18 protein-coding genes are annotated in these 10,251 nt (G+C 39.1%); 1 reads left to right on the forward strand and 17 read right to left on the reverse strand.

Annotated elements, in window-relative coordinates:
• Nucleotide 1 precedes the first annotated feature (1 nt).
• The 5 genes from KP803_RS15630 to KP803_RS15650 all read right to left on the reverse strand — a co-directional run bounded on the left by KP803_RS15630 (nt 2) and on the right by KP803_RS15650 (nt 2,568).
• Entirely contained in the window at nt 2–382 is a 381-nt protein-coding gene (locus KP803_RS15630) for a SpoIIAA family protein (RefSeq protein WP_248009780.1), read from the reverse strand.
• 281 nt (nt 383–663) lie between these two features.
• Complete coding sequence (locus KP803_RS15635; protein WP_248009781.1) at nt 664–1,194, reverse strand: GNAT family N-acetyltransferase; 531 nt, start codon at nt 1,192–1,194, stop codon at nt 664–666.
• A 101-nt stretch (nt 1,195–1,295) separates the two neighbouring features.
• A complete protein-coding gene (locus tag KP803_RS15640) occupies nt 1,296–1,664 on the reverse strand; it encodes a VOC family protein (RefSeq protein ID WP_248009782.1) in 369 nt (122 codons plus the stop codon).
• A 44-nt stretch (nt 1,665–1,708) separates the two neighbouring features.
• Nucleotides 1,709–2,083, reverse strand: a complete 375-nt coding sequence (locus KP803_RS15645) for a hypothetical protein (RefSeq protein ID WP_248009783.1) — start codon at nt 2,081–2,083, stop codon at nt 1,709–1,711.
• 35 nt (nt 2,084–2,118) lie between these two features.
• Nucleotides 2,119–2,568: a C-GCAxxG-C-C family protein gene (locus KP803_RS15650; protein WP_248009784.1), complete on the reverse strand. Its 450-nt coding sequence runs from the start codon at nt 2,566–2,568 to the stop codon at nt 2,119–2,121.
• A gap of 487 nt (nt 2,569–3,055) precedes the next feature.
• Between KP803_RS15650 and KP803_RS15655 the strand changes: the two genes are divergently transcribed.
• Nucleotides 3,056–3,454: a hypothetical protein gene (locus KP803_RS15655; protein WP_248009785.1), complete on the forward strand. Its 399-nt coding sequence runs from the start codon at nt 3,056–3,058 to the stop codon at nt 3,452–3,454.
• An 84-nt stretch (nt 3,455–3,538) separates the two neighbouring features.
• Here the strand turns inward: KP803_RS15655 and KP803_RS15660 are convergent, their stop codons facing one another.
• The 12 genes from KP803_RS15660 to KP803_RS15715 form a co-directional block, all read right to left on the reverse strand.
• Complete coding sequence (locus tag KP803_RS15660; protein ID WP_248009786.1) at nt 3,539–4,054, reverse strand: lipocalin family protein; 516 nt, start codon at nt 4,052–4,054, stop codon at nt 3,539–3,541.
• Nucleotides 4,055–4,193: 139 nt separating this feature from the next.
• Nucleotides 4,194–4,514: a DUF4144 family protein gene (locus tag KP803_RS15665; protein WP_248009787.1), complete on the reverse strand. Its 321-nt coding sequence runs from the start codon at nt 4,512–4,514 to the stop codon at nt 4,194–4,196.
• Nucleotides 4,515–4,761: 247 nt separating this feature from the next.
• Nucleotides 4,762–4,977 (reverse strand): TIGR02450 family Trp-rich protein, encoded by a 216-nt coding sequence (locus tag KP803_RS15670; protein ID WP_248009788.1) that lies wholly within the window; start codon nt 4,975–4,977, stop codon nt 4,762–4,764.
• 101 nt (nt 4,978–5,078) lie between these two features.
• Nucleotides 5,079–5,414 (reverse strand): hypothetical protein, encoded by a 336-nt coding sequence (locus KP803_RS15675; RefSeq protein ID WP_248009789.1) that lies wholly within the window; start codon nt 5,412–5,414, stop codon nt 5,079–5,081.
• Nucleotides 5,415–5,521: 107 nt separating this feature from the next.
• Nucleotides 5,522–5,935: a GFA family protein gene (locus KP803_RS15680; protein WP_248009790.1), complete on the reverse strand. Its 414-nt coding sequence runs from the start codon at nt 5,933–5,935 to the stop codon at nt 5,522–5,524.
• 51 nt (nt 5,936–5,986) lie between these two features.
• The gene (locus tag KP803_RS15685) at nt 5,987–6,457 is read right to left on the reverse strand and encodes a GNAT family N-acetyltransferase (RefSeq protein WP_248009791.1); all 471 of its coding nucleotides are present in this window, start codon (nt 6,455–6,457) and stop codon (nt 5,987–5,989) included.
• Nucleotides 6,458–6,572: 115 nt separating this feature from the next.
• Entirely contained in the window at nt 6,573–6,911 is a 339-nt protein-coding gene (locus KP803_RS15690) for a DUF6404 family protein (protein WP_248009792.1), read from the reverse strand.
• 179 nt (nt 6,912–7,090) lie between these two features.
• Nucleotides 7,091–7,447, reverse strand: coding sequence for a hypothetical protein (locus KP803_RS15695; protein WP_248009793.1), 357 nt, complete (start codon nt 7,445–7,447; stop codon nt 7,091–7,093).
• A 581-nt stretch (nt 7,448–8,028) separates the two neighbouring features.
• On the reverse strand, nt 8,029–8,361 hold the full coding sequence (locus KP803_RS15700) for a hypothetical protein (RefSeq protein ID WP_248009794.1): 333 nt from the start codon (nt 8,359–8,361) through the stop codon (nt 8,029–8,031).
• 137 nt (nt 8,362–8,498) lie between these two features.
• Entirely contained in the window at nt 8,499–9,047 is a 549-nt protein-coding gene (locus KP803_RS15705) for a hypothetical protein (protein WP_248009795.1), read from the reverse strand.
• A gap of 115 nt (nt 9,048–9,162) precedes the next feature.
• Nucleotides 9,163–9,693: a HEPN domain-containing protein gene (locus KP803_RS15710; RefSeq protein WP_248009796.1), complete on the reverse strand. Its 531-nt coding sequence runs from the start codon at nt 9,691–9,693 to the stop codon at nt 9,163–9,165.
• A gap of 140 nt (nt 9,694–9,833) precedes the next feature.
• A partial coding sequence (locus KP803_RS15715) for an IS3 family transposase (protein ID WP_248009797.1) occupies nt 9,834–10,251 on the reverse strand: 418 nt, incomplete at its 5' end.

The raw sequence follows: 10,251 nt of genomic DNA on the forward strand, positions 1-10,251 counted from the left end.
GTTAATCAACTAGCCACACTGCTGCCGACTCATAGTCTCCAAATGACAACATTTCACCTGACAAAAACCAGCTGCCTATTTTAGCAGCCATTTCTTGCCAATTCTTATCGCCGTAGATGGCTACCTTTTCAATCTTAAAGCCAACCTTTAGCCCTAACTGAAAGTCGTCCCATGCTGCTCGAAGTTCCCAACCAGAAAATTCGGTGATATCGACCAACATCTTTACATGTTTTGGATCTATGCCTTTTAGGCTAGAATCTAACACTGGAATAATGGCCTTATAATCTTCGTGAGTGAGCTTACCGGTTGCTTTAAACACTAAAATGGACTCTAAGCCGATACGTTCAATACCAATCGTGATTCCGTGACGTTGTGTGTCCATAGCGAGCACCTCTGGTTGAGTTTACGTCTATAGCTTAAGACAGGCTACGAATAATAAATGAGAGATGATGTCCAGTTTTAGGAAGAATTTTGATGAGTAATTCCAATCCAAAAAGAAAGTGTAATGTATTGCTTATAAGGGGAAATGAGTGCTCCATACTGTTGGGTGGAGGGAAGCAAGCAGCTACTTTAGGTCATTTAGGAGCAATGGTTCAGACCCCTTTCCCTACGTAGTTATTTGGATGCCAAATATGCATCAGCCTCTTGGGAAACTCGACGGGTTTACAGCCATTCGGTTCTAAGCATTGCCAGAATGACGGTATCCCACCACTGGTTTTTGAAAAAACGATGTTCTATTAGGTGCGCTTCTTGTCGCATACCTAAAGATTTACAAAGATTAATGGCAGGTAGATTTTTACTAATTGTCTCCGCATAAATACGGTGAACGCCAAGTTTGGAAAATCCAAAATCAGCGAGAGCTAAGGCTGCTTCGTAACTTAACTTACGGCCTTGGGATGCTCTTGAGAACGCGCACCCCATTGAAGCTTGCTTATTATCTTCAAGGCGTAAACAAACAGTACCGACGAATTGACTTGATTCTTTACATTCGACCGCGAGTTGGTATGACGTTCTTGGGTTTTCAGAGGCCTGAGCGATGAACAAGTATGTAAGCTCTTTGTATTTGTTAGGGTCACAATCACTTTCATCATAGAAACGCTGATATTTTACATCCTGGGACATGGCAATAAAATCGGGCTCATCATTTGGAGTCATATCCCGAAGAATTAGGCGCTTAGTCTCAATTTTAAACATCAAACATACCAATTTTAGTGTGAGGCATAGTAACTATGCTCTAGGCTTCCGCCATAAGGATGAGGCTTAAGTTCACGGCTCTGTTATAGGTGTAGAGGACGTTACATGGATACGGCTTCAATTTTGTTACCATCTAAATCTCTTACGAATGCTGCGTAGTAAGTTGCACCGTATTCTGGTCTTAATCCCGGTTTACCTTCACATGAACCACCTAGTTCAATGGCGGTGGCATAGAACTGGTCAACCGACTCTTGAGACAACGCATTGAAAGCAACGTGTGAACCGTTGCTTGATGTCGCTTTACCTTCATAAGGACTGCCAACCCAAAACTCAAAGTTTTCGCCATAAGCAGCGGCGATACTTTCGATATAGTGGGTACGTTTGATGGACAATGTAGACATAACGGCATCGTAAAACTTAACAGCTAATACGATATCTGAGGTACCAACTGACACGTGATTTAAAATCATAATAAAGTCCATTTAATTAATGTGTTATTTGCTGAAATTGACCGTTATATATAGGTACCCACGAGCACCAAAATGGCAGCTGCACCAAACAGAATCCAAGAGAGATGTTTTCCTTTCGACTCTAAAAGCGCCACCAAAAAGTGTGTAGTAAAAGTAATGGCGATTATCTGCCCAACCAGATGTTTACTAAATTCAGGTTGCGCGAGAGCGACCACAATACCCGCAAGCCCCAACCATGCGACTGACGTTAAGTGCCAAGCAAACCTTAAAGTGCGTTTCGTAAAGTCAACGCTGCCTAAAATTTTTGGTAAATTATTACGCTTAAACAACCTAGAGAGAATAAAGCGCTCTCCTAGGTAAGAGTGCGCAAAAGACACCACGACTAGCATAAAAGCGGCGAGATATAAAATACTTGCCATTTATCCTCCAAATACGGTCAGCCTTAAGTTGGTTGCTAAGCATGTTTACTCAAAACTATCACCGCAATTTCAGTGGCTTTTCGAGTGTAATTACTGCAATTAGTACGAAGGTTTTGAGAGCGAAAATAATCCATACCTTCATCAGTTCCAATGTCACACCCTAAAAGTTCATGGCAGTCTTTTGCACCAAATTCACTTTCAAACTTTTTGACAAATTCCTGCGTTGCTTCGTACGTAACAGCAACAGAATCGTCTTGGGATTCACGACCTAGAACTAAACTTATACCCATTACAGCTCCAGATAAGGCTCCGCATGGCCCACACGTTCTAGCCATACCACTACAAAATCCAGTGGCCATTTTTAAGGCTAAGTGATCATCCACTCCGTGATATTCAGCGATAGCAGAAACGACACTTTCAGCACACAACAGCCCATTTTCAAAGTGAGCTTCCGCTAACTTACCAAATTTCATTGATTGTTCCATGACACCGCCCTCCTTAATGTTAAACGTTTAACAAATATGCTCGAAATCGTGACATAAAACTTTACGAAGAAAAAATGCCACGTGTAACCGTCGGTTTTTGTGTGTTGTTAGGTTTCGATATTTACACAAAGTCTGTCCGATTGGATAAACCTAGCTGTTTTTTACGAAGCATGTAAAAAATTGAAATTAACAGTCCGAAAAATAACCCACGCGGAAATGTTTTCTACAAGAAGCTGGGGAAACCAGTTCAAAATACTAAATGGTAAGATAAATGCAGCGCTATTAAAGAGTAGGTTGGTAGTTAGCCATGAAAGATACTCGGAATTATAAAAGTATAATGAAAATGCCCTACAAGGAGAGCTTACCTTTCATGAAGTCACTATGCACTTTAGTTTTATTGATTTCCTGAATATATGCCCGAAATCATTAATGGTTGCTTATAGCTCATATATAATCACTTCATACTCACCGAAGAGGGAGAACCAATATGAAACATTCCGCACTAATTACGTTATTGCTCTTAATAACCACGTCAATAGCACTTGCAAACACAGATAGTAAAACTTCACGTAAAATTGGGACCGCTACTGATGACAAACCTTGCACATGCGTATTCAACAAAAACCGCATGTGGAACCCAGAAAAAATAGTATGGAATAATGAAGAATGGCACTGTTCAGAATATAAAGAAGATGGAACATGTGCATCGGTAGCCACTCTAAGTTCAGGGCAATCTAAGCAGAACCCATGTTCAAAACAAACAGTCCCACTGTATTGCGCATTTAACTTAGATAATGCCCCAAAATATATCGAAATTGAAAATGATACTTGGCAATGTACCGCATACGATGAAGTTGGAAAATGCATCAAGTCAGGTAAGATTTAAAGTGGCTAAAGGCTTAGCACCGACGCGAAACTAACGTGCCATAGACTTTTGCTAAGCAGGGTTACTGCTGAGCGATTGTATGGTCTATTTTTGTTCCACGTAAATCAACTGTTCCACTGCAAAGCCATGTGATTGTGCTAACTGCTTAAATTTATTTTTAATTTCAACACTTACCGTTGGTGTTCTTGATAGTAACCAAAGGTAGTCATTGTTTGGTCCTGAAACAAATGCATAGTCATAGTTATCTTTCTCCAACTCAAAAACAACATACGAGCCATAAAATGGACCAAAAAATGAAACCTTTAAATACGCTTCATTCTTAGAATTTACGAAATATGCTTTACCTTCCGCCTCTTTCCATTCGTTTTTATCTTCTGAGTAACCGCGATTTAGAACCGAAACACCACCATCAGAGCGCATCGAGTATTCCGCAGTAACCTGACTTAAACCTCGTTCAAAAGAGTGGTCTAAACGAGCAATTTCGTACCACTTACCTAAATATTTTTCTAATTCAAATTGTTGCACGGGTTGAATTGTTTGAGGTATACCTAGGCAGCCACCCAAAGAGAGTAGAGCGAGTAACAGTATGTACTTTTTCATGGTTTCCTCCATATAAGCCTGATCAAACTCAAGTTACGAACAATGCTACTAGTTACCTAAACCTTTGTAGCGTTAACACTAAATTTAGATCAAACCAAAAATTCTAAGTGTTGGGAATAACGAATAAACGTTTGTATGATTATTTTTCAAGCGCGAGAGAATGTATCGCCTCCTGCACCGATGTGAACTGTATTTTAGTCAAACACATTTCCATTTTTGCAAACTCATGTTCTTGAATTAGTTTGGTAACTGACTCAAGAGACAACTCAATTCCTTGCGATTCAAATATATAGCTCTCGCCAATGTGATTGACTAAATAACGTTGACCGTTACTGTCTATCAATTGGTCTAAACCACTCCAAATCAAGGACTCAAACTCGCTAGCCAATACCAACTCAGACTCGAGATACATTAACTCAGAGTCACCTTCTAATTTGAAAATACATGGCCATTGAATCATCATTTTACCCTGTAAAGAAAACGCCCGATGAAGTAGTAAATAACGCGCCACCGAAGCCAAATTTTAAACGCAATTACGCAATCTAAAGCCTACAGCAAAAGGGTAAGCGCTACGAATTAGTTTGAAACGTTGTTATATGCGTAACTCAATTTTCTAGGGCTTGTCACTCTTACAAAATTAGTGTGCTAATGGCACACGTGTTGCTCCCGTGGAACAACTTGTTAGGTGTGTTTTCCTGCAAGTTAGATTACTTCCACCCTTGCAGCCATTTTGTTTTGTCTTTCAAGTCAGGCCAATCAATTAGATATTCATTATGGGTGATGACCGCTTCAAGTTTGCATAGAATGACAGAACCATCTTCGTTGAACTCGACTTCTGAGATAAGGAAGTGCTTTTCACGGTTGTTAGGGTTGGTTGCTGTCCATTTACTATAAAGTAATTTCTGAGGGTTAATACGATTCATTTAGACTCCGACAAATGATAGACCAAAAATATAGTTACGTGCTGGTCCAAGAAATAGTTCAGTTTTATTTGATGATACGAAGTAGGGTACCGGGCGCGTAGCTATGGGTTTAGCTTATCGATCTCTAGGAGCGCTGTTAGGCAATGTGTTAGCTCTTTCTGGCTGATTTTTTGAAGTTTTCCAACGTATCTATGGACTGTATAAGAGAAAAATAAGGCAAGAACAATGTACAACACCTCGTGTAAAGGTTGTTGTAGGCTAGAAAACAACATGTCTATCGAAAATAGAGGCACCAATATACAGCTCACTGACAGAACAATATTGACTCTTGTTGCAATAGATTCATTACCACAATTTAGACAGATATGGTTATTCCAACGAGTAATTTTAAATGAATTGAAGAAGCTAACTCTCACCCCACAATATGGACATGTCATGCTCTCTCCTTGAGGTGTTGTTAAATGGTGAAAAATGGTTGGTAAGAACTCAAAAAGAACGAACAAAAGCCAATGGTTTTTGTTCGTTTAAATGCCCGGTTAGCGGTTTACTCTCCATTTTCAAAGTGGGCAAACACTTCCGCACCAGTCATGTACTGTGTTTCATTTTTAAATTCGTAGTATTCGGGTTTTTCATCAATGAATATTTGATGAGTTAGTTTGTAGTCATTCTCTGATATTAATAATCCAACAGGAAGATGGTACTGATTATTTGGCACTAAGAAGTAAAACAAGTGCGTACCACATTTACCGCAGAAACCCCTTTCAGCCCAATCTGATGACTGATACCTAACAACACTTGATTCACCTGATATTCTAACTGAATCAGCGCAATCAATGGCTAACATCGGGCCACCTGACCAATTTCTACACATACTGCAATGACAAGCTGCCAATTCGTTTCTGGCGTATTCTACTTCTAACTCAACCGAGCCACATAGACACTTTCCTTTACCTTTCATAGATCCTCCAATCTTTGTAATGTGTGGAACTTAATATCAGCTAATACCTTGTTATGTGCCTGCCCGCCACACCATTATTGTTGTTTCTGAGTCATGATGTTGAGCTAGGTGTAAGGCCTTGAAGCCATGTTTTAAGTACAGTGGGATATTGAAACACTCACATTGTAAGTATAGATCTTGTACACCAAAATCTATTGCCAACACTTTCGCTTTTTTCAGTAGTTGACTTGCAACACCTTGTCCTCGATTAGCAGGGTTGGTGTACACTCCGCCGACCCAATGCTCATATTCAGGATAGTTCTTATTTTCACGAATCTTGAGTTCCAATACACCTACTAATTTATCCTCCATACAAGCGATAAGAGCCAATGGTATTTGGTCCCGATTTTGAGATTTCTCGGTGACTTTTTCTAATACCATTTCTTCAGTGATATTCGGCGCAATATGAGCCCACTCGTCAAAGTACCACTTAGCTATTTTAGGTACATAGTCGGGATGCTCCGCGAGTAATGTAATTTCCATGAATCCTCTTTGTCGCATAGCTCTAAACGAACCCACATGAAACTTGGAGTGTCATTTTTCGATGCGAAGTCGCCATGCGTAAATGTTGGGCCAGTGCTTTGTTCGGTCTTTATATTTACACAAGCTCTGTCCAATTGGTCAAACCTAGCTGTTTTTTACGAACCCAATAGAAAACCGACATTAATAACCCAAAAAACAGGCCACTAAAGACACCTTCAAGAAGAATTTGGGTAACGGGATTAGTGTTATTGAACCAATTTAATATGCTGAATATTAATCCGAACATCAGGCTAGTAAAGATAAAGTTGATGGTGAACTTTTGATAATACGGTGGTGGTATTTGCATACTAATAAACCTAAATAACTTTAAAAGGGGAGGGTTAAAGTTAGCTCTCCAAACCCCTTTACTTTCAAGTTCTTTATGTGCCGCTTTTAGTTGAAATTCATATGACATTTGAGTTTCCTTACTCATGATATAATGAATTTGAAGTAAACCTAACGCTTTTTAACAAGTGACAAAACAAAGTCACAAAACAAAGCGACTAAATGCAATTTCCATCACTTTAACTCCAAAGCCTGAGCATTACAAAAATGCCATGCGTTAAGTGTCTAGTTTAGCGCATTGTTATGAGCCTAGCTCAAGTAAACACCAGACTGTCTTAATTGTTGCTTTAAATCTAACAGTTTGAACTGAGTGAAAATTAACTGTGTGATAGAAGTTGTACCAGTAAAGATTGAAAGCGCAGTGATCACCCAACTCCATTCAACACCAACAAAAATATGTGGTACCGTAAAAGCGAATGCAAAAGAAAAGGCTGCGTTGGTGGCTTGAATAAATTCGTTACCAGATACTTTGTAGCTGTTGCTTGAACTATCGTATGAGATTTTCACCTTAGAACCAGCATTACGAAACTTGCAATAAACTACGTCTTTTTGACCATCAAATGGAATATCGTTAAGTTCCAGGATATTCCTAACCGTATCTAACATCTATTTCTCCTTGATGAATTGGCTCATAACGCTTTACTAACGTCCAACAACGCGATGCCACCAGAGTTAAATATTGTGCCATAAACACGGAGCTGAATTTGCGACTGAGGTCGCCAAGCGTTTGGAGTCCCTGTTAAGCGATTTGTTAGCACAAAGTATAACGATGAGTTCAACTCCAACCATGAGGCATGCTCTCATTATCTGTGTATTCTGAACCACAAACAGTGCACTTGAAGTAACTTATGTTTGATTTTGAGTTATATTGGTTGAGCAATACACCAAACACAAAATGAAGAATTTTACTCTTTAGGTTGTTCTTTTCAGCTTTTTTGGCTTCAATTTCTGAAGCGTTTAATCTTCGATGTATTGTCTTTTGATTGCATTTACTGCAGTGTAGCGCTGTTCCATTATCAGACATATAAACCTTCCTTGTGTGAAAATCTCAATCTGTGTGCTAAAGCCTTGTTAAATAGTGACAAAACAAAGCCACCAAACCTAATATGACCACCATAACCACAAAAACTGACCGTTACAAAAGTGTCAAGCGTTTTGGAATCCAGTTGAACAATTTGTTATGCATTTTATTCTCCATTAATCGAATCTATATAATCTTTTAGGGCTCTGGATTTATGATGTACGACCAGCGTAGATATTGGGAAACCAACAACGAGAGCACCAAATAGAATACTGAAAACTAGATTTTCATCTGATAAATTTTGCAGGAGGTTTATCAGAAACAACATTGTGAGCAATGCATAACGCCAATATTGGAGTTTTAGTTCATAACAGTTCATAGGAATATTATGAGCTATTGCGACAGGGAACGAGAAAAATGAAAGATTGACGTAAATGATGTTGTTCTTCATTTTTGCTTTGAAACCATGTTCTAGTAACGAATCCAATAGCTGGTTCATACAAGTTCCTTTTTATGATTTGCACATAGCGCCAAACTAACCCGCATGAAACCTTGGCATAGAATTTTGCGAAGCGAAAATGCCAAGCGTGAAGTGTCGTGTTGAGCGCCTTGTTAGGTGAATCTTTTGAAGTGTTGCTACAAATATTTGCCTGCCTTTTTGTAAGCTTCAAGTTCAATAGGCGACTCAGCGTAGCCAAAGATCTTTAGTTGTAACAAATATTTTTTAGTAAATGCTTCGAGACCCATATCCTCTACTTGCTTTACATGGATCAGCTCATGAGACATTAATAGCTTGTCACCTTTTGCTCTATTGGCTATCCAGATACCGTAGCCAAATGTTGTACCAGTGATATAAGGTGAGTCTAGCCCTAATCGTTGCATCTGAAATAGCAATGATTCATTTTCCGGCAAAGGAATTGAATCGGCATAATGGACGCGAATTTTTTCAGGATGTTTGATGCCAATCTTGTGTGCTATTTCGATGTATTGAGGTAGTAATGGGACTCCTTGGGTTAGAGCTATTTCCTCATTTTTTCTTACATACTTAATAGAAAGTGGAAAATACGCTTCTAATTGCTCTAATAAATGGCCAGGAGGGTTTGCATAGACTTCATTTTTATCTTCGCAACCTAGAATTGAAATAGCAAAGAGCAACAGTGTGACAATTTTTAGTAATCTTTTCATTTACTGTGAATTCCTTTTCACCTAACGCCAAACTAACCCGCAAGAAACCTTGGCATAGACTTTTGCGAAGCAAAAATGCCAAGCGTGAAGTGTCGGGTTTAGTGCCTTGTTAGAATTATTTTGCAATTTTCAGTTGATCAGTTGCTCTAACCAAGCCTTTGATAAACCTGATTGCTTTATCAAGATCATCTCTTTTTACAAGATGTGCTTGATTTTCAGTTGTGTTGGCTTGGTGCGCGGCGTCACCACGTAATGAAATTAGTTGGTCGAGTACTTTTTTTGATTGAGGAGGGTGGTAGCTATGCCACTTCCAGCTTTCAGTAATATCAATATCAAAATATGATTTAAACAGCTGCTTTGTTTTAGAAGAGTTTGGATTAAAAAAACGTTTTAAATCTTCATCGACTCTTCTTTGAACGAAATTACCTAGTTGACTACCTTTGGTAGAATAAAGCCATACTTCGATTTCTTCTAGAAACCGATTTTTAACATAGGTTTCCCATGCAGCCAATGTTAAAACTAATCCTGCTCGTTTAAGTGATTCTGAGTTGTACTCAGTCTGATTATTCTTCTCTTGATCGAACCTACCAAGCAATTCCTCTGCATCTTGAATAGATCGTTCAAATAATTCGCCTGATTTTGTCAAAAATTCCTCCTGAATTAATCAAAATTCTAACGCTTTAATAAGTGGCTGTAACCACTGATTTTACCGAGCCTATCAGACTCCAAGCCGAGAATGCCCAGCGTTGATAATGATCTTCACCCGATAAAATGGACACCATATTTCTAAAGCCCCATCACAACTTCATACTCATTTGGGCTTCGATATCCTAAGCTTGAATGCAGTCTATAACGGTTATAAAAATGCTGGATATAACCCGCTAGTTTATCTCTGAGCTGCTTCTCACTTTTAAATGTATTCTTTCTAATCATGTCGCCCTTGAGTGTATGAAAGAATGACTCTACTTCAGCGTTATCTGTGCAGTGGCCTGGACGATTCATGCTCGGCACTATTCCATTTCTTTTTAGAAGCGCTTGCACCTCATGAGAGCGGTACTCTGAACCTCTGTCTGTATGGAACAATAAACCACTAGACGGTGCTCGGTTACGTACGGCCATCCTTAAAGAACTCATCGTCAACGCTGTACTCTTTTGCTTACCGAGAGACCACCCCACAACTTTACGTGAATAGAGGTCAATAATA

The organism is Vibrio amylolyticus (genome assembly GCF_023145695.1).
Taxonomy (GTDB): Bacteria; Pseudomonadota; Gammaproteobacteria; order Enterobacterales; family Vibrionaceae; genus Vibrio; species Vibrio amylolyticus.

Coding starts and splice junctions, on each gene's coding strand:
- KP803_RS15630 (WP_248009780.1), bottom strand. CDS start 382: ATGGACACACAACGTCACGGAATCACGATTGGTATTGAACGTATCGGC.
- KP803_RS15635 (WP_248009781.1), bottom strand. CDS start 1,194: ATGTTTAAAATTGAGACTAAGCGCCTAATTCTTCGGGATATGACTCCA.
- KP803_RS15640 (WP_248009782.1), bottom strand. CDS start 1,664: ATGATTTTAAATCACGTGTCAGTTGGTACCTCAGATATCGTATTAGCT.
- KP803_RS15645 (WP_248009783.1), bottom strand. CDS start 2,083: ATGGCAAGTATTTTATATCTCGCCGCTTTTATGCTAGTCGTGGTGTCT.
- KP803_RS15650 (WP_248009784.1), bottom strand. CDS start 2,568: ATGGAACAATCAATGAAATTTGGTAAGTTAGCGGAAGCTCACTTTGAA.
- KP803_RS15655 (WP_248009785.1), top strand. CDS start 3,056: ATGAAACATTCCGCACTAATTACGTTATTGCTCTTAATAACCACGTCA.
- KP803_RS15660 (WP_248009786.1), bottom strand. CDS start 4,054: ATGAAAAAGTACATACTGTTACTCGCTCTACTCTCTTTGGGTGGCTGC.
- KP803_RS15665 (WP_248009787.1), bottom strand. CDS start 4,514: ATGATTCAATGGCCATGTATTTTCAAATTAGAAGGTGACTCTGAGTTA.
- KP803_RS15670 (WP_248009788.1), bottom strand. CDS start 4,977: ATGAATCGTATTAACCCTCAGAAATTACTTTATAGTAAATGGACAGCA.
- KP803_RS15675 (WP_248009789.1), bottom strand. CDS start 5,414: ATGACATGTCCATATTGTGGGGTGAGAGTTAGCTTCTTCAATTCATTT.
- KP803_RS15680 (WP_248009790.1), bottom strand. CDS start 5,935: ATGAAAGGTAAAGGAAAGTGTCTATGTGGCTCGGTTGAGTTAGAAGTA.
- KP803_RS15685 (WP_248009791.1), bottom strand. CDS start 6,457: ATGGAAATTACATTACTCGCGGAGCATCCCGACTATGTACCTAAAATA.
- KP803_RS15690 (WP_248009792.1), bottom strand. CDS start 6,911: ATGTCATATGAATTTCAACTAAAAGCGGCACATAAAGAACTTGAAAGT.
- KP803_RS15695 (WP_248009793.1), bottom strand. CDS start 7,447: ATGTTAGATACGGTTAGGAATATCCTGGAACTTAACGATATTCCATTT.
- KP803_RS15700 (WP_248009794.1), bottom strand. CDS start 8,361: ATGAACCAGCTATTGGATTCGTTACTAGAACATGGTTTCAAAGCAAAA.
- KP803_RS15705 (WP_248009795.1), bottom strand. CDS start 9,047: ATGAAAAGATTACTAAAAATTGTCACACTGTTGCTCTTTGCTATTTCA.